A 17,924-nucleotide genomic window follows, 5' to 3' on the forward strand; every position below is an offset into this window, starting at 1 on the left:
GCCATGAGCGGAGCAAGTTACAGCTACAGGACGTTCGTACGCGCCGATTTCAGCGCGTTCTGGGCGTTGTTCACCGATAACCTGATCAACCTGATGGTGCTGGCGGGCATCTGCCAGTTCGTGTTCCAGATGCCGGCCGAGATCGTCTTCGGCCGCATTGTGCCCGGTGCGGCGGTAGCCATCCTGGCCGGGATCGCCGTCTATACATGGCTCGCGCACCGCGTGGCCGAGAAGGAGGGGCGGGACGTTACCGCCTTGCCCTACGGCATCTCTACACCGGTCATGTTCGTCTACCTCTTCGGGGTAATCGGGCCGATCTATTGGTCCACCAACGACGCCGTGCTGGCCTGGCAGGTCGGTATCGGCGCGGGCTTCATGGGTGGCATCGTCGCCGCGCTCGGCGCGCTGGTGGGCCCTTGGCTGAAGCGCGTCACCCCGCGCGCCGGGATGCTCGGCACGCTCTGTGGCATCGCGCTGGTGTTCATTGGCACCGTGCCCATGGCGACGATCTTTGAGGAACCCTTCATCGGGTTTGCTTCGATGATCATCATCATCTGGGGGCTTGTGGGCCGCTTTCGCCTTCCGCTCAACATTCCCGCTGGTCTGCTGGCGCTGATTGTCGGCACGCTCGTCGCGCTGTTGACTGGCAAGGCGAGCGTCAGCTTTGACGGAGTGGGCGTCTATCTGCCGCTGCCCTATCTGGGGGACCTGATCGCGGGCATCCAGCACCTGTTTGCAAACCCGGAACTGTTCCTCGTTCTGGTGCCGGTGCAGATCTACAATTTCATCGAAACGATGAACAACGTGGAGAGCGCCGAAGCAGCGGGCGACCACTACCCCGTGGCAACCTGCCAGGTGACCGACGGCGTCGGCACGATGATCGGTGCGGTCTTCGGCTCGCCCTTTCCGACCACGGCCTACATCGGCCATCCGGCCTACAAGCGCATGGGCGCGCATTCTGGCTATATCATCGCGGTTGGGCTCGTCATCCCCTTGGGCGCGTTTTTCGGGTTGCTGGCATTCCTCAACAACCTGATCCCTGTCGCGGCTGCCGCACCGGTGCTGGTCTATGTGGCGCTCAGCCTGATCACCAATACCGCGCATTCGGTCAAGACCGACCACATGGCCGCCGTGACCATCGCCATGATCCCGCATGTCTCGTCTTTCCTGATGATCAAGTGGGGCTCGATGATGGGCGCTCTCGGCGCCGTGGGCGTGGCCGCGCTCCCGCAACTGGGCGATCCGGACCTCACGGCCGCGCTGCTCCAGCAAGGCGCCCATTTCGAAGGCCATCAGGCGCTGGCGCAAGGTGCCATCCTGACCGGTCTGATTTGGGGCGCAATCGTCGCCAGCGTCATCGACGGCAACTTCCGTGTTGCTTTCGGCTTTGCCCTCGCTGCCGGTTTCATGTCGTCCATCGGGATCATCCACTCCGCCAGCCTGCACTGGCCGATGCTTGATGGTGTGACTTCCGGCTACCTGATCATCGCGGCCTTCCTGTTCCTCTACCCGGTGTTTCATCGGGAAGACGAACTTGAAAACCCGAACGTGGTGATCGACGAACCCACTCAACCGGCCGAATAGTCCTTCCCTCGGCCAACCGGGCGCGGACCTGCAGAAGGTCCGCGCTACCTTTCCTGAAATGAGAGAGCCCATGACCCGGAAGCTGATCCGCGCGCGCCTGCTGACATTTCATACCGAGCCGAATGGCCCCGACGACACACAAGCCTACGACTATATCGAGGACGGAGCGTTGCTGGTCGCCGGTGGTCGTATCGAGGCGATGGGCACGTTTTCGGATGTTTCTCCAATGGCCTGCGACGTGCCAGTGATAGACCACCGCCCCTACCTCGTGATGCCTGGGTTCATCGACACCCATATCCATTTCCCGCAAGTGCAGGTCATCGCGTCCTGGGGAGCGCAACTCCTGGATTGGTTGAACAGTTACACATTTCCAGAGGAAACCCGCTTTGCCGACACCGGTCATGCGACAAGAATGGCGAGCACCTTCTACGACGAGTTGGTGGGTCATGGAACGACCACCGCCGTCGCCTTCTGTTCCGTCCATCCGCAATCCGTTGACGCGTTCTTCTCCGAAGCCGCGCGTCGGAACATGGCGATGATTGGCGGCAAGGTGATGATGGACCGCAACGCGCCAGACGCGCTACTCGATACCGCGCAACAGGGTTACGACGAGAGCAAGGCACTGATCGACCGCTGGCACGGAACGGGGCGCGCGCGCTATGCGGTCACCCCGAGGTTTGCCATCACCTCGACGCCGGACCAGATGCGGGCCGCGGGAACGCTCGCGGCCGAGCACCCAGATTGCCTGATCCAAACCCACCTGTCGGAAAATCGTGACGAGATCGCCTATACCGCCGAGCTCTATCCGCAGGCGCGCGATTACCTCGATGTCTACGAGAGGAACGGACTGCTCGGTCCGAACACCTTCCTGGGGCATTCGATCCACCTCGAACCGCGCGAGATCGATGCCATTGCCGACAACGGGGCGCACCCGACTTTCTGTCCGACGTCCAACCTGTTCCTCGGCAGCGGGTTGTTCGACGATGCCGGGCTGCGCGCGCGCGGGATCGGCAACGCGATTGCAACGGACGTGGGCGCGGGGACGAGCTACTCGATGCTTCAGACGCTTCAGGATGCCTACAAGATCCTTCAGTTGCAGGGACAGAAACTGCATCCGCTCAGGGCATTCCATTGGATCACCCGTGGCAACGCTGTCGCGCTTGGCATGGAGGATCGTATCGGCACGCTCGATGCGGGGTCAGTCGCCGACTTCGTCGTTCTGGACTCCGCTGCGACCTCCGCAATGGCCCTCAGGATGGAACGCGCGCAAGATCTCTCTGAGGAGCTGTTCGTCCTGCAGATGATGGGTGACAGCCGGTCGGTCGTGGAGACCTATGTGGCGGGTGTGGCCCAGATCGGAGATCGTGCCGCCCGGGCAGATACAGGTCTGAAGGAAAGCGGCCCGATCCTCGCTGCTTGAGGTTCTCGCCACGAGACGCTGTCGGGATTGATTGCGGCTGGCAACCTTCGTGTCAAAGCAAGTCAATCTGATGACATGCTAGCGGATCGGTTGTGGATCTCGGGGGCGCTCTGGGAAGTTGTTTCCACGCCGATCAATACACTACGTCCTGCGGTTGCTCGGGAGGCCGGAGTAGGGCCGCAGGCGACGATCACTCTGACAACGCCTCCGGACGCTCGTCGCAGGTCTTGGCGATGTCACGTTCGAGCACAATTCGATCGTTCGAACGCCGAGCAGCCAACGTGGAGTTTTGACCCGGATCAATGCTTGAACGTGATCAGCGTTTTAGAAGTCGTTTATGAATTACAGGCCAAAGCGAAACGAAATCATCGTTGGTACGTTCACGGTCGCTTATGTTTTTGCCTTCACAATCTGGTTTCTTTCAACCGGCAACTACGAGTTCATCGTCTATGTCGCGACGATGTTTGCGCTTCTGCTAGTTGTTGGTCTCTCTCTCCGGAAAGCCGAGTACCCGACCCTCATGCTTTGGGCGCTCTCGATCTGGGGGCTCGCGCATATGGCTGGGGGAGGCGTAACCGTATCAGGCTCGGTGCTTTACAACCTGCACCTTGTCCCAATCGTCGACAATGAACGGATGTTCATTCTCAAGTACGATCAGCTTGTTCACGCTTTCGGGTTTGGCGTGACAGCATGGCTGCTGCACCATCTCCTGACGCGCAACTTTCCCGCGACCCGCGGGACCGCAACAGCCCTGATCTATCCGGCCTTGGCGTCAATGGGGTTGGGAGCGGTCAATGAGATCATCGAATTCTCGGCGGTGCTCATGGTCCCCGACACGAACGTGGGAGGGTACATGAACACCGCACTCGATCTCTGCTTCAACGCACTTGGCGCGGCAGTTGCAATGATGATCATTGCGTTCACACCCCCCCGTACCCCATCGGCCCGATCACCGTCACCACCAAGGCGCAGGCAATCGAAACTGTGATGGGCACAGGCGATTTAGCCTGAAGTGCCGGCGGATTCTGCCCGTTCCGCAACGGCCGTGTTCCGAGCGTGATTGCGATGCCCGCCAAATGCAGGAACCAAGCCATCCCTATGAAGCCGTGAAAGCCGATCCAGGGGCGCTGTCACGGCGACTCGCGGTGGCACACAGCACCCTCCGGATATTGCTTCGGGCCGCCACGATCGCACGCCACTCGGCGAGAGCAACGGGGCCGTTCGTCTGGAAGTGGCGTCAAGTCGGCGCGGGGAAAAGACAGTCATACTGCTCGTGTAGAGACCGCCACTCGCAAGTCTGACATCCACTTCACCCGTGATGCCTTGAGACGATGCGGTGTCAAAGGCGTCTCCCGGAGGCGTCAAACCGCATCTCGTCATCTTCGCGCCACGACAAGCCGACCTGTTCTCCCTCGGAGGGGATTGCAACCGCGCCATCCTGACGGACGGTGACAGCATTGCCGCCTGCAATGGTGAGGTGAATGAGCGTTTCGGCCCCGAGCGGTTCCGCATAGAGGACCAGCCCGGTCGTCCTGCCTTGTCCAACTGGCGCGATGGCCACATGTTCGGGGCGAATCCCGATCTTCGTGCCAGCTGGTGCGCCAAGGATTTCAGCTTCGATGAAATTCGTCGGGGGAGAGCCAATGAAGCCCGCGACGAACTCTGTCTGCGGGTTTGCATATACCTCCAGAGGCGCGCCGATCTGGTCCGCCACGCCTTCGTTCATCACGATCATTCGATCCGCCAGCGTCATCGCCTCAACCTGGTCATGGGTCACGTAGAGCGCGGTAACGCCGAGTTCGCGCTGGAGATTCTTGATTTCCAACCTCATCTGCACCCGAAGCTTGGCATCGAGGTTCGAAAGCGGCTCGTCGAACAGGAATACCGACGGTCGACGGACAATGGCGCGCCCCATGGCGACTCGCTGGCGCTGGCCACCCGACAGTTGGCGCGGACGCCGCTTGAGATAGGGTTCGAGTTGCAAAAGCTCCGCGGCCTCGGCCACTCGCGCATTGATCTCCGCCTTGGGCATCTTCGCGATCTTGAGCCCGTAGGCCATGTTCTGCTCGACCGACATATGCGGGTAGAGCGCGTAGTTCTGGAACACCATCGCGATGTCGCGATCCATCGGTTCCTTCTCGTTTACACGCTGGCCGTCTATGCGGATTTCGCCTTCGGAAACGCCTTCCAGCCCGGCCACCATGCGCAACAGGGTGGATTTTCCGCAACCCGAGGGGCCGACGATGACGATGAACTCGCCATCTGAAATTTCGATATCGACGCCGTGGATGACCTCGGTCTTGCCGTAGGATTTTTTCAGGGATTCGAGAGAGACGGTTGCCATTTACTTCTCACTGTCCACGAGGCCACGGATGAATAGCTTCTGCATGCCGATGACGACCACCACCGGCGGGATCATCGCCAGGATCGAGGTCGCCATGATGACCGGCCAGTCGGCGGTATCATCGCCACTTGGGAACATCTGCTTGATGCCCATGACGATGGTATTCATCGACGGGTCGGTGGTGATCAGAAGCGGCCAGAGATACTGGTTCCAGCCATAGATGAAGAGGATGACGAAGAGCGCGGCGATGTTGGTGCGGCTCATCGGCAGAAGAATATCGACGAAGAAGCGCATCGGTCGTGCTCCGTCCACCCGCGCCGCCTCTGCGAGTTCGTCCGGCACCGTCATGAAGAACTGGCGGAACAGGAAGGTCGCCGTGGCCGAGGCAATCAGCGGGAAGATCAGGCCGGAATAGCTGTTGAGCATTCCGAAATTCGCCGCGACCTCGTAGGTCGGCACGATGCGCACTTCGACGGGCAGCATCAGCGTCAGGAAGATCAGCCAGAAGAAGACATGCCGCCCGGGGAAGCGGAAATAGACGATCGCGAAAGCCGAGAGCAGCGAGATCGCGATTTTGCCGAGCGAAATACCAAAGGCCATGATTGCCGAGTTGAGCAACATCCGTGCCACCGGCGCATTTATGCCGGAGGTCAGTGCCTTGGAATAATTCTCGTAGAACTGGTCGCCGGGCCAGAGTGGCATCGGTGGACGCACGATCTCGGGCTGGGTCACGGTGGAGGCGACGAAGGCCAGCCAGATCGGGAAGAAGATGAAGGCCACACCGATGATGAGGCCGAGATGGGTGAGCCAGAGGCCGGCGCCGCGACGCTCGACCATGCCGGTATGTGCATCATGCGCCATCAGTAATGCACCCTCCGTTCGATGAACTTGAACTGGATGATGGTGAGGATGCCGACGATCACCAGCAGGATCACCGATTGCGCCGCCGATGAGCCCAGATCCTGCCCGACGAAACCGTCGGCATAGACCTTGTAGACGAGGATCGTCGTCGCCTGTTGCGGCCCGCCCGAGGTAATCGTGTGGATCACGCCGAAGGTCTCAAAGAAGGCGTAGACGATATTGACAACCAGCAGGAAGAAAGTGGTGGGTGACAGGAGCGGGAAAACGATGGTGCGGAAGCGGGTCCAGAAGCGGGCGCCGTCAATTGCTGCGGCCTCGATCACCGATTTCGGGATCGCCTGAAGCCCGGCGAGGAAGAACAGGAAATTGTAGCTGATGCGCCCCCAGGAGGAGGCCACGACGACGAGCCCCATGGCCTCGCCCTCGTTGAGCACGTGGTTCCAGTCGTAGCCGAGTTGGCCGAGATACCAGGTCACGACGCCGACGCGGGTGTTGAACATGAAGAGCCACAATACGCCGGCAACGGCCGGGGCCACCGCATAGGGCCATATGAGCAGCGTCCGGTAGGTGCCGGAGCCCTTGATCAGCCGGTCGGCGAGGACGGCGAGATAGAGTGCCACGCCCATCGAGACGAGCGTCACCAGGATCGAGAACACCGCGGTCGTGGCGAAGGATGCGCGGTAATACGGGTCCGAGAGCAGGAACTCGAAATTGCCCAGCCCCACCCATTGCATCGAGAGCCCGAACGGGTCGGGGATGAAGAGCGACTGCCAGACTGCCTGACCAGCCGGATAGAAGAAGAAGATGGCGGTGATGAGCATCTGCGGCGTGGCCAGCAACAGCGGCAGCCAGATGCCCTTGAAGGTGACCCGTTTTTCCATGTCGCGTGGAGGCGCCCCGGAGTGCCGGGGCGCCCTTTTTCCCTAGCGTGTGGATTGCTCGAAGCGACGCAGGAGCGCGTTGCCACGCTCGACGGCGCTGTCCAGCGCTTCCTTGGCGGTCTTGTCTCCAGCCCAGACGCCTTCGAGTTCTTCGTCGATGATCCCGCGGATCTGGTCGAACGAGCCAAGGCGGAGACCTTTGGAGTTGCCGGTCGGTTCCTTGGCGGTCATCTGGATGACGGCAATGTCCGTGCCGGGGTTGGAGTCGTAGAAACCCTGACTGCGCGTCAGTTCAGATGCCTCTGCCGTTATAGGCAGGTAACCTGAATCCTGATGCCATTGTGCTTGCACTTCGGGCGAGGAAAGAAACTTGAGATACTCCGCGACGCCCTTGTATTCCTCAGGATCGTGACCGGCCATTACCCACAGGGACGCGCCGCCAATGATCGTGTTTTGTGGCGCGTTGCCCTGACCTGCCCAATACGGCAACGGGCGAATATCGAAGTCGAACTCGGCCTCGGTGCTGATACCTCCGTATCCGGCCGAAGATTCAGTGAAGAGTGCACATTCTCCGGCCCGGAAGTTCGCTCCACCCTCATTTCGTCGCCCGGTGTAGATGAACTTTCCGTCCTTTGCCCATTCGCCCATCTTGGCGACATGCGCGACCTGGGCTTCCCCGTTGAATGCAAGTTCGGTGTCAGTACCGCCGAAGCCGTTCTCCTTCGTTGCGAACGGAACATCGTGATAGGCCGAGAAGTTTTCGAGATGGACCCAGCTTTGCCACGCCGTGACCAACGGGCAATCCACGCCGGCGTCCTTCAACTGCGTGAGAGCTTCGTCGACCTTCTGCCAAGTCGAGAGGTCCATGTCCGGATCTAGTCCAGCTTCTTCGAACTTGTTTCGGTTGACCCAAAGAACCGGTGTCGATGAGTTGTAGGGCATAGACAGCATCTCGCCGTCGGGCGTCGTATAATACCCTTTGACCGCGCCGATGTAGACGTTTGGGTCCCAGTCAATCCCAGAGTCGGCCATCACTTCGTAGACCGGCTTGATCGCGCCCCCGGCTGCCATCATGGTTGCTGTTCCGACCTCGAACACCATCAGCATATGGGGCTGCTCGCCTGCGCGGAACGCGGCGATCCCGGCATTCAGGGTCTCGGAGTAGTTTCCTTTGTGGCTTGGCGTAACGACATAGTCACTCTGGCTTGCATTGAAGGCTTCGGCCTGTCCAGCGAGACGATCTCCGTTGGCACCCGTGAAGGCATGCCAGAATTCGATCTCGGTCTGCGCGGCAGCTGATCCCACCGTTACAACAACAGCAGCAAACGCCATTATCGATGTCTGTAGCTTCATGTTCTTCCTCCCTTGAACATTGGTTATCCACTCTTCGAAATGAAACGCTCCGGTTTTGCCGGAAGGTGGTTCGTTGGTGTGACGCAACCATAGCGAGGTCTATTATTCGTGCATAGAATCGGGTGACGCCACAACGAATTCCTTTGAGCTGCGCCGGTCGGTTTCGTGGGCCTTGTCAGAACGGGTCCAATTGAGCGGGGCAGGGTGGCCTCGCCGGGTCCTGGGAGGACGAAAGACGCCCCGTCCGCGTGCTTCCGGTCGAGCCGCGAGATCATCCGCCTGGCGGTCATAATGTACGTTCGCTACCCGCTCTCGCACGGCAATGTCGAGGACCTGCTGCAGGAACGAGTCATCAATGCAATCCCGTAGCGTTCCGCCCCGGTTCGATCCGGTGTTCGCAACCGTCCGCACCTCGGTCTTCAACCGTTTCAATCCGGAGCGCAGCCTCTCGTCCAGAACCGACCTCAGTAAGAACCGCGCCGCCGCTCTCGCGGAATGATTCGGTCTCTACGCGACATAAGGGACTGCCATTCTGCCATCGTGGAGACGAGACCGGTGTGATCTGACACCTCCTGCTTGCCTCTCTCCGGACACCGCCCAAGCCATAGCGCGCGCGGCGGCAACGGCCATGCTGGTCCGAACCGGGGACAGCCCTATCCTAGTCGACATGAGCAATCGCACCGGCACCAAAACCCATCGCGGATACCAGGTCATGTGGTTCAAACGCGACCTGCGCGTCGAGGACAATGCCGCTTTGTCTGCGGCGGCGGCCCGCGGGCCTGTCCTGCCGCTCTACATCGTGGAGCCGGACTACTGGCGATTGCCGGAGACCGCGGCCCGGCATTGGGCCTTTATCGCCGAGAGCCTACGCGCGCTGTCACGTTACCTTGCACGACTCGGCCAGCCCCTCGTCCTGCGCACCGGCGATGCCCCGGCAGTGCTGGAAGAGCTGCACGTGCGGCACGGGATCGCGGAGTTGCACGCGAACGAGGAAACCGGCGGCGGCTGGACCTATGCGCGGGACCGTCGCGTCGCTGCCTTTTGCCGTGCGCACGGCATCCGGTGGCACGAATATCGCCAGCACGGGGTCGAGCGCGGCCCCGGTTCGCGCGACGGTTGGGCGGCCCGTTGGGATGCCCTGATGCGCGAGCCACAGGCGCGTGCGCCTCATCTGGCCCCGCTCGCCGGTGTTGACCCCCAAGGCGTGCCGGCAGCGGTCGATCTCGGCCTACTTGCAGACCCGTGCCCCGAACGCCAGCTGGGCGGGCGCAAGGCAGGACTGGCCCTTCTGTCGAGCTTCCTTGGCGAACGCGGGGCGACCTATCGGCGCGGCATGTCCGGCCCGGAAACCGGTGCGCGGGTATGTTCCCGCCTCTCGCCGCATATCGCCTATGGGACGCTCTCGGTGCGAGAGATCACTCAGGCGACCTGGGCGCGGCAGTCGGAGCTGCGGCGCAACGGCACCGCCGGTGGCTGGAGGCAATCGATGCAGTCCTTTTCCGGCCGCCTGCACTGGCATTGCCATTTCATCCAGAAACTGGAGGACCGGCCAGATATCGAGACAAGGAACCTGCACCGCGCCTATGACGACCTGCGCCCGCGCGTACCCGACCGGACCCGTCTGGAGGCCTGGTGCAAGGGCGAGACGGGCCTTCCTTTCGTCGATGCCTGCATGCGCTCGCTCGCCGCGACCGGCTGGTTGAACTTCCGCATGCGGGCAATGCTGATGTCGGTTGCGAGCTACCACCTATGGCTGGACTGGCGTGCACCGGGGCTGCACCTCGCCCGGCGCTTCACCGATTTTGAACCGGGCATCCACTGGCCCCAGGTGCAGATGCAATCGGGCACGACCGGTATCAACACGCCGCGGATCTACAACCCGGTCAAACAGGGTCGGGATCAGGACCCGAAGGGCGAGTTCGTCCGGCGCTGGCTGCCGGAGCTGCGCGACATTCCGGACCGGCACATTCACGAGCCCTGGCAGGCAGAGAACGCCGACGCGGTGCTGGGCCGGATCTATCCATTTCCCATCCTCGATCACCTGGCCGCAGCGCGGGATGCGCGGCAAAAGATCTGGGCGGTCCGCGCTCTGCCCGGTTTCCGCGACGAAGCCGCCGCCCTGGTCGTCAAACATGCCAGCCGCCGAAAGACGCGCCGCCGAAAGAAGAGCTCCGATGCGCAGATGTCGCTCCCGCTCGATGCCCCCGGGGGACCGTAATGCCGCGCAAGCCTCTGCCCGAGAAAACCTGTCTCCAATGCGGCCGGCCATTCGCGTGGCGCCGGAAATGGCGGCGCGACTGGAACGATGTGCTGTATTGCTCGAAGCGCTGTCGCGGTGTGGCCGGGACCGCGCGCAGGGCTGGCCGAAATTGTAGGCCAGCCGCCGCCACCGCGCCCCGGACAGGACCGTGATGACACCGGACCGCCCCCATCGTCGCGCCGTTCCGGCTGGCCGCATCTCGCGCTTGCATCGGCTCGGCGCGCTGACAACCGGAATTTCCGGGCGGCTCGCCGTCGATGGCGCCCGCAGCCTTTTGCGCGGTGACCCGCTCGACCTGCAAAAACTCCTGCTCACCCCCGCAAATGCCCGCCAGTTGGCGGACGACCTGGCCCGGATGCGCGGCGCCGCGATGAAACTCGGGCAGTTGATTTCGATGGAAGCGGGCGATGTGTTGCCGCCGGAGTTGGCGCAGATCCTGTCCCGGTTGCGTGCCGCAGCCGACCCGATGCCGCCGCAGCAACTCAAGACCGTTCTTCGCGACGCCTGGGGCAGCGACTGGCGCCGCGCCTTTCGGCGTTTCGACACTCGCCCCATCGCCGCTGCCTCCATTGGCCAGGTGCACCGCGCCCGCCTGCGCGACGGGCGGGAGCTCGCGATCAAGGTCCAATATCCCGGGATCGCCGAGAGCATCGACAGCGATGTCGCCAATCTCGGCGCGCTCGTCCGTCTGTCCGGGCTGCTTCCGAAGGGTTTCGACCTTGTTCCCTACCTGGACGCGGCGCGCGTGCAGTTGCGAACCGAGGCCGATTACCTGCAGGAGGCCCGCGAGATTACCACCTATGCACGGATGCTGGGGGACACGGAGGCCTTCCTTCTGCCCGAGGTTCTGCCGGAGTGGTCGACCCGCTCCGTGTTGAGCATGAGCTACATACCATCCCGACCCATCGAAACGCTGGCTGAGGCTTCGCAGAGTGAACGCGATCAGGCCATGCGGCGCCTGCTGGCGCTGTTTTTGGACGAGCTCTTCCGATTCCGGACCGTCCAGACCGATCCGAACTTCGCCAATTTCCGGCATTGTCCGACGACCGGCCGCATCGTGCTGCTGGATTTCGGGGCCGTCCGGACATTCGAACCGAAGCTTGTCGAGGCCGTGCACAGTCTCGTAGCGGCGGGAATGGCGCAGAATCTCGCGGCCGTCGAAGCCGCTGCCGAAACACTTGGCATCCTGTCGAACACGACGCCCGCCGCCTTTCGAAAGTCGTTTCTGGAGATTGCGGCGATGGTGTTTTCCGACCTGCGGCAGGAGGTGTTCGACTTCGGAACCTCGGACCTTCTGGAGCGGCTCCGCGAGACTGGCCGCGCTCTTGCTGCGGAGCCCATCGCCCCGCCCGAGATCCCGATCGATCTGCTCTATCTCCAGCGCAAGGCGGCTGGCCTGTTCCTCCTGGGAACGCGTCTGCGTGCCCGGGTCGCGGTCGCCGAACTGGTGGAACCGCATCTCGGACCCCGCGGGTCCTACGGCGCCGGTGGTGTATTGAGCAAAACCACGTCATTCAAACACGGATAAGGTCCCTAACGGGCTGTTGGCCTTGACCTCGGCTGTGGTAACCACGTGCAGGTGTGCCTGATCGTGAGCACATTCCGAGTGACTGACTGCGGAACAGCCCGTCCTCGGTAATCGAAGCGGAACGGAATCGCTGGCAACGATCGCGTTCGCACTCTGATGCATCACATGCCTGATTCAATGATTGCACGCACTCCGCGAAAGGTTTTGCGATGGTGATGCCAAAGGAAGTTGGGTTGCCGCGGGGCAGGGGGCTGAACGGCGTCGTCTGTCGGCGAAACGCAATCCGTTCAATTGCTTAAGTGCCAGCCGTAAATCTGTCAGGCTCTGATGGCATCGGTTTGACCCAATACTTGCATCCGGGCACCGGCAGAAACGCGCTTCGCGTCACCGAACCGGCACGTAATTCCGTTGGCGTACAGACAATATGTTCGCGAGGATCAACGGCGAGCGCCACTGCCGTTGGCGAACATTTGATCATGAGGTCGCGGTTCTGGAAAGCTCCGCTACGAAGACGAAGGTCAGTGAAGGCTGCGAGAGAACGTTCAGCGTGCGGCCGACGTAGCCGGCACCATAGCCGGGGAGCGAGCCGGAGAGTTCCGATCCGCAAAGCGGCCCAGTACCAACTCTGACGTGGCCGCGACTGCGCCGGCAGTCGGAATGGGGGTCCTACAGCGTCTTCCACATATATTGTGGCGCGGATCGAAGTTTCTACAAGACGCCGTATTTTGTGAAGGCGTCGGTGCTGGACATGCCGGCTTCGACGGCTTTCCTGACCACCTTTTCCGTGCTTGCCTTCTCAAGTGCCTTTTCGAGCACTTCAGCTTCGTGCTTCTGAGGGATGATCAGCACACCGTCGAGATCGCCGAACACGATGTCGCCGGGGTCGATCCAGACCCCTCCGATCTCGATCGGACAGCGGTAATCCGCGACCTTGGTCCGAACACTCGAATCCTGAGCATAGCGGCCCCGGCTGAACACCGGCCAGTCCTGTTCGAGGATCTGCGGCGTGTCGCGATGGTATCCGTTCACCACCGCGCCGACCGCGCCGCGCGTGCGCGCCGTGGCCGTCAGCAACTCGCCCCAGTAGGCGCAGCGCATGTCGCCACCGCTGGCAAGGTAGATCTCGCCCGGCTCAAGCTGGTCCAGCGCCTGTGTCAGCACGCCAAAGGGCTGTTTCTGCGGACCGTAGACGTCGATCATCACCACGGGCATCGCGCGGCCGACGAGTTTCATGTCTTCTTTCATCGGCTGGACCGGTTGCGGTAGGAACTGGTGCATCAGCCCCATACCGTCGAGAATATCGCCAACGACGGGGGTGTAGAGTTCCGCCTTCACGCGGTCGAAAAGGTCCTGGTCTTTCATCTTGTCACCTATCGAGGGGAAACGGGCATTCGGGCTCAGAGCTCCGCCTGGAAGTAGCGGATGGCATTGTCGAAACAGATATCCTCGACCATGCGCCCCAGGAGCGCAGCATCGTTGGGGATCTCGCCATCGCGCACGCCATGGCCGAGGAACTGGCACAGGATGCGGCGGAAGTACTCGTGGCGGGTGTAGGAGAGGAAGCTGCGACTGTCGGTCAGCATGCCGATGAACTGGCTCAGGAGGCCGAAATTGGCGAGCTGCGTCATCTGCCGCAGCATCCCGTCCTTCTGGTCGTTGAACCACCAGCCGGAGCCGAACTGAACCTTGCCCGGGATCTCGCCATCCTGGAAGTTGCCGCACATTGCGGCGATCATCTCGTTGTCGCGCGGGTTGAGGCAATAGAGGATCGTGCGGGGCAGTTGCCCGGTCGTCTCCAGGGCATCGAGCAGCTTTCCGAGCGCGCCGGCGATGGGCTCGTCATGTATCGAGTCGAATCCGCAGGCCTCGCCGACTTCCGCGACCTTGCGGGTGTTCACGTTCCGAAACGCGCCGATATGGTATTGCTGCGCCCAGTCGCGCCGGTGGTATTCCCGCCCGAGGAAGAGGAGCAGGTTCGTCCGGTAGGCCGCAAACTCGCTGTTGCTTGGTATGATGCCTTCGCGGCGCTTCTTCAGGATAGCGTCCAGTTCGGACTCCGTGGCTTCGGAATAGGTCACCACATCGAGCGCATGGTCGGAGATAGTGCAGCCAAGCGCGGCGAAGTGATCCATTCGTTGGATGAGCGCTTCGTAGAGCCGTTCCATCGAGTTGATCGCGACGCCCGAGGCCTGTTCGAGTTTTTCGAGGTAGTCGACGAAACCGGGATGCTGGATGTCACAGATCTTGTCGGGGCGGAAACAGGGCACCACCCGCGCCGTGAAACGGTCGTCCTTCTGGGCGGTAGCGTGCGGCGCCAGGTCGTCTACCGGGTCGTCCACGGTGACGGCGGTGTGAACGTTCATCCGATCCATGATGTTGCGGGCCGTGAAATCGGGCTGCGCGAGCATCTCCTGCCCACGGGTCCAGATATCCTCGGCAGTGTCGGCCGAGAGCAGAACATCGTCGATACCGAAGGGGCGGCGCAGTTCGAGATGGGTCCAGTGATAGAGCGGGTTGCCGATGGTCGCGGGCACAGTGCGCGCCCAGGCGTCGTATTTCTCGCGCGGGCTGGCCGAACCGGTGCAATAGGTCTCGCAGACCCCATTCGCGCGCATGGCGCGCCATTTGTAATGGTCGCCGCGCAGCCAGATATCCCAGAGATCCTTGAACTGGTAATTCCCTGCAATCTCCTGCGGGGGCAGGTGGCAGTGATAGTCGAAGATCGGTTTGTTTTCTGCGTAGTCGTGGAAAAGGATGCGCGACATCTCGGTATCGAGAAGAAAGTCGTCATGGATGAAACCGGGCATCTCTGTGGTCTCCTTGAATCGCTCAGGGGCGAAGAACGTCTGTCTGGGATTGCGGGGTGCGGAAATGGTCAGAACCCGTGCAGCGCGCCACCGTCGACGACGACAACATGACCGGTCACGTAGCGCGCGGCATCGGCGGCAAGATAGGTCATCGCCCAGCCGATATCCTCCAGCTCGCCTGTGCGGCCCATGGGGATGCGGCCAAGTATCTTGGCAAGCCGCTCCGGGTCTTTCGAAGTGGCGAGACGGAACAGCGCCGTATCGATCCAGCCCGGCGCCACCCCGTTGACCCGAACGCCGGAGGGCGCGAGTTCCGTCGCCAGCGAGCGGATCAGGCCAAGATAGGCTGCTTTGGAGGCCGAGTAGCCGGTGACATTCGGAATGCCGAGGAACGAGCTCATCGAAGCGGTGAAGAGCACCGAGCCGCGCCCGGTTTCCTTGAGCTGGGGCAGGAAGGCGCGGGTCATGGCGAAGGCGCCCGTGACATGGACGTCGTAGACGGAACGGAAGTCCTCGACCGACATGTCCTCGATTGGTTTCTTGCAGGTGCCGCCGGCGTTGTTGACAAGGATGGAGATCGGCCCGGCTTTTCTCTGGACGTCTGCGGCCAGCGTCTCCGCGGCGCCGAAATCCGTCACGTCATAGGGCAGTCCGGTGGCCTTCGGGCCGAGCGCCGCAACCGCGGCTTCGACCTTTTCGGCATCGCGGCCGATGACGACCACTTCGCCGCCGGCCTTGACGAAACACTCGGCCATGGCAAGGCCGAGGCCAGATGTCCCGCCGGTGACAAGGGCGCGATGCCCAGCGAGAGAGAAGGCTGATTGAAAATCCATGTTATTCTCCGATCCGTTTTTCCGGGTCCGCCGCCGCTTGATCAGGCGACGCTGGTCTTGTGAGAGACGCACAGACGGTCGATCTCGCTCCAATCCAGTTCGACGCCCAATCCGGGCGCCTGTGGGGCTATCGCCCAGCCGCGTTCGTCGATGGGCAGCGGCTCCTTGAGCGGGAACTGGAACGCCTCCTCCGGCACGAAAAGCTCGAAATACTCGCAGTTCTTCACCGCGCAGGAGACGTGGAGGTTCGCGATATCCATAAAGCCCATGGTGGTGGTATGGATCTCGCAGTTCATTCCAAAGGCCTCGGCGAGGTGGCAGATCTTCATGGTTCCGGTAACACCGGCCTTCCACGAGACATCGGCGCGCACGATGTCGGCCGCCCGCTGGGCGATGGCCTGCGCCACGCCCCAATGTGCTCCACGGGTGGTTTCGGTTGCAGCGACCGCGATGTCGAGTGTCCGGCAGAGCTCGGTGTACTTCGCCAGTTCGAAATCGCGGAATGGCTCCTCGAACCACACATAACCGAGTTTCTCGAGGTTGCGGCCGACGCGGATCGCCTGCTCGAGCGTGTAGTCGCCCACGGGATCGCTGAAGAGAAGGAAGTCATTGCCCACAGCCTCACGCACGGCCGCATGTACCTCGATGTCGCGCCGCCAGGGCGACGGCGAATGCACCTTGTAGCCGGGCAGGCCCTTTGCCTTGTAAGCAAGCGCCTCGTTGACGTAGTCGTCGTCCTTCTCGTGAAAGAGGCCGCTGGCATAGGCGGGAAGGCCATCGCGCGCTCCGCCGAGGTGTCGATAGAGTGGCAGGTCCGATGCCTTGGCTGCGATGTCCCATAGGGCAACATCGATGGGGCCGGGCAGGTAGACCGGGAAAAAGGTAAGATGCCGGTCAACGGTCCAGAGATCGTGCCAGATGCGCTCGCGTTCCCCCACTCCGCGGCCAAGGACAACCGGCGCAATGATGTCGTGCAGGTAAGTTTCGGTGATCTTGCCGGAACGGGCGGCGAGCGCGGAGGCATACCCGTCGATGCCGGCATCGGTCGACAGGCGCAGAACGACAACATCCCAGGACATATTGTCCCCGGCGCGATTCTCGGGGAACAGCGAAAGGTCCCGCTTGCAGTGCCATGTTTCGAGCTTGGTGACTTTCATCGGTGAAACATCCTGGGTCTGGTGTCCTGTGCATTGGTTGCACGCAAAGCGTTTCGTTGCGCGTGCCGGTGGTGGCCGCGGGGTTCGCCTTTGGCGAGCATTCGGGTTTGGTGGGAAACGCCGCCCAAGCAGCGCCTCCGGATCAGACGAACATGTCGTCGCGCTTGGAGAAGATTTCCTCGCGGAACTCTTCCAACATCTTGAGGTGGGCGGTCATCTGGTGCGACGCGCGGTCAGGGTCATTCGCCCGGATCGCCTCGACGATCTTCCTGTGATGCTCGATCGCCGCCGCGTCGTGGTGCGCCACCTGCAATTCGACATATCGAATACGGTTCAGGTGGGCGCGGATCGCTGAGACCGTATCCAGTAGCGTCGTGTTGCCGGCGAGCCGCATGATCGCGCAGTGGAATTCCTCGTCGAGCCGCGTGAAGGCGGTGTAGTCCTTTGCTTCGACCGATCTGGTCTGAGCGGCGATCAGCCTGTCGATCTCGTCGTCGAACAACCGGCCTTCGGGGTCGCTGGCCGACCACTTCCGCGCCGCCTCGGCGACTGCGTGCACCTCCAGCACTTCGCGCACTTCTTGCGATTCGCGCACCTTGTCGCGCGACAGGTAGCTGACCCGCGCACCGCGCTGCGGCAATACCTCCAACAGGTCGGCCATTGCGAGCCGAAAGAACGCCTGACGTACGGGCGTCCGGCTCACGCCGAATTCGGCGGCAATCTCGTTCTCGAAGATCATGTGGCCAGGCGGGTATTCGAGCGTCACGATCCGTGTTTGCAACTGGTCGAAGATCACGCCTTCGAGTGTTCCGCCCGCGGCGCGCCGTTCAGCGACAAGTCTTTCAGCCTTTCCGCGGCTCACTTCATTCCTCCCGATTCTGACACGCGTTGCAGCA

At 62.0% G+C, this 17,924-nt stretch carries 16 protein-coding genes; 7 read left to right on the plus strand and 9 right to left on the minus strand.

The annotated features are described in order from the left end of the window. Positions 1 to 3 precede the first annotated feature (3 nt). The 3 genes from ARC39_RS04490 (at position 4) to ARC39_RS04500 (ending at position 3,992) form a co-directional block, all read left to right on the plus strand. Positions 4 to 1,584 carry a permease family protein gene (locus ARC39_RS04490; RefSeq protein WP_068110707.1) on the plus strand — a complete coding sequence of 527 codons (1,581 nt, stop codon included), beginning with the start codon at positions 4 to 6 and terminating at the stop codon, positions 1,582 to 1,584. Between the two features lie 70 nt (positions 1,585 to 1,654). Beyond that, a complete protein-coding gene (gene guaD / locus ARC39_RS04495) occupies positions 1,655 to 3,004 on the plus strand; it encodes a guanine deaminase (RefSeq protein WP_068110709.1) in 1,350 nt (449 codons plus the stop codon). Positions 3,005 to 3,341: 337 nt separating this feature from the next. Continuing rightward, positions 3,342 to 3,992: a DUF2238 domain-containing protein gene (locus tag ARC39_RS04500; protein ID WP_078059071.1), complete on the plus strand. Its 651-nt coding sequence runs from the start codon at positions 3,342 to 3,344 to the stop codon at positions 3,990 to 3,992. A gap of 351 nt (positions 3,993 to 4,343) precedes the next feature. Here ARC39_RS04500 and ARC39_RS04505 read toward each other — a convergent pair whose 3' ends face one another. From ARC39_RS04505 to ugpB, 4 genes are read right to left on the minus strand one after another with little or no spacing between them, the layout of a single operon-like run. After that, a complete protein-coding gene (locus tag ARC39_RS04505) occupies positions 4,344 to 5,348 on the minus strand; it encodes an ABC transporter ATP-binding protein (protein ID WP_068110711.1) in 1,005 nt (334 codons plus the stop codon). After that, entirely contained in the window at positions 5,349 to 6,185 is an 837-nt protein-coding gene (gene ugpE / locus ARC39_RS04510; RefSeq protein ID WP_068111635.1) for a sn-glycerol-3-phosphate ABC transporter permease UgpE, read from the minus strand. 23 nt (positions 6,186 to 6,208) lie between these two features. Continuing rightward, positions 6,209 to 7,090: a sn-glycerol-3-phosphate ABC transporter permease UgpA gene (gene ugpA, locus ARC39_RS04515; protein WP_068110717.1), complete on the minus strand. Its 882-nt coding sequence runs from the start codon at positions 7,088 to 7,090 to the stop codon at positions 6,209 to 6,211. A gap of 42 nt (positions 7,091 to 7,132) precedes the next feature. Then, positions 7,133 to 8,443 (minus strand): sn-glycerol-3-phosphate ABC transporter substrate-binding protein UgpB, encoded by a 1,311-nt coding sequence (gene ugpB, locus ARC39_RS04520; protein WP_068110718.1) that lies wholly within the window; start codon positions 8,441 to 8,443, stop codon positions 7,133 to 7,135. Between the two features lie 355 nt (positions 8,444 to 8,798). Here ugpB and ARC39_RS25800 point away from each other — a divergent pair, with 355 nt between their 5' ends. The 4 genes from ARC39_RS25800 to ARC39_RS04530 all read left to right on the plus strand — a co-directional run bounded on the left by ARC39_RS25800 (position 8,799) and on the right by ARC39_RS04530 (position 12,231). Beyond that, a complete protein-coding gene (locus tag ARC39_RS25800; RefSeq protein ID WP_161470930.1) occupies positions 8,799 to 8,942 on the plus strand; it encodes a hypothetical protein in 144 nt (47 codons plus the stop codon). A gap of 129 nt (positions 8,943 to 9,071) precedes the next feature. After that, a complete protein-coding gene (locus ARC39_RS04525; RefSeq protein WP_236545122.1) occupies positions 9,072 to 10,661 on the plus strand; it encodes an FAD-binding domain-containing protein in 1,590 nt (529 codons plus the stop codon). Next, a complete protein-coding gene (locus ARC39_RS25185; RefSeq protein WP_078059072.1) occupies positions 10,661 to 10,855 on the plus strand; it encodes a DUF2256 domain-containing protein in 195 nt (64 codons plus the stop codon). The genes ARC39_RS04525 and ARC39_RS25185 overlap by 1 nt, the downstream gene beginning before the upstream one ends. Further along, on the plus strand, positions 10,855 to 12,231 hold the full coding sequence (locus ARC39_RS04530) for an ABC1 kinase family protein (protein WP_078059073.1): 1,377 nt from the start codon (positions 10,855 to 10,857) through the stop codon (positions 12,229 to 12,231). The genes ARC39_RS25185 and ARC39_RS04530 overlap by 1 nt, the downstream gene beginning before the upstream one ends. 708 nt (positions 12,232 to 12,939) lie before the next feature. Here ARC39_RS04530 and ARC39_RS04535 read toward each other — a convergent pair. The 5 genes from ARC39_RS04535 to ARC39_RS04555 form a co-directional block, all read right to left on the minus strand. Continuing rightward, positions 12,940 to 13,593, minus strand: a complete 654-nt coding sequence (locus ARC39_RS04535) for an RraA family protein (RefSeq protein WP_068110720.1) — start codon at positions 13,591 to 13,593, stop codon at positions 12,940 to 12,942. A 35-nt stretch (positions 13,594 to 13,628) separates the two neighbouring features. Further along, entirely contained in the window at positions 13,629 to 15,038 is a 1,410-nt protein-coding gene (gene uxaC, locus ARC39_RS04540) for a glucuronate isomerase (protein WP_068110721.1), read from the minus strand. A 68-nt stretch (positions 15,039 to 15,106) separates the two neighbouring features. Then, a complete protein-coding gene (locus ARC39_RS04545; RefSeq protein ID WP_068110727.1) occupies positions 15,107 to 15,871 on the minus strand; it encodes an SDR family NAD(P)-dependent oxidoreductase in 765 nt (254 codons plus the stop codon). A 41-nt stretch (positions 15,872 to 15,912) separates the two neighbouring features. Then, complete coding sequence (locus tag ARC39_RS04550; RefSeq protein WP_068110730.1) at positions 15,913 to 17,028, minus strand: enolase C-terminal domain-like protein; 1,116 nt, start codon at positions 17,026 to 17,028, stop codon at positions 15,913 to 15,915. Between the two features lie 142 nt (positions 17,029 to 17,170). After that, positions 17,171 to 17,890, minus strand: coding sequence for a GntR family transcriptional regulator (locus ARC39_RS04555; protein WP_068110732.1), 720 nt, complete (start codon positions 17,888 to 17,890; stop codon positions 17,171 to 17,173). Positions 17,891 to 17,924 lie beyond the last annotated feature (34 nt).

The organism is Tropicimonas marinistellae, assembly GCF_001509585.1.
Lineage (GTDB): Bacteria > Pseudomonadota > Alphaproteobacteria > Rhodobacterales > Rhodobacteraceae > Tropicimonas > Tropicimonas marinistellae.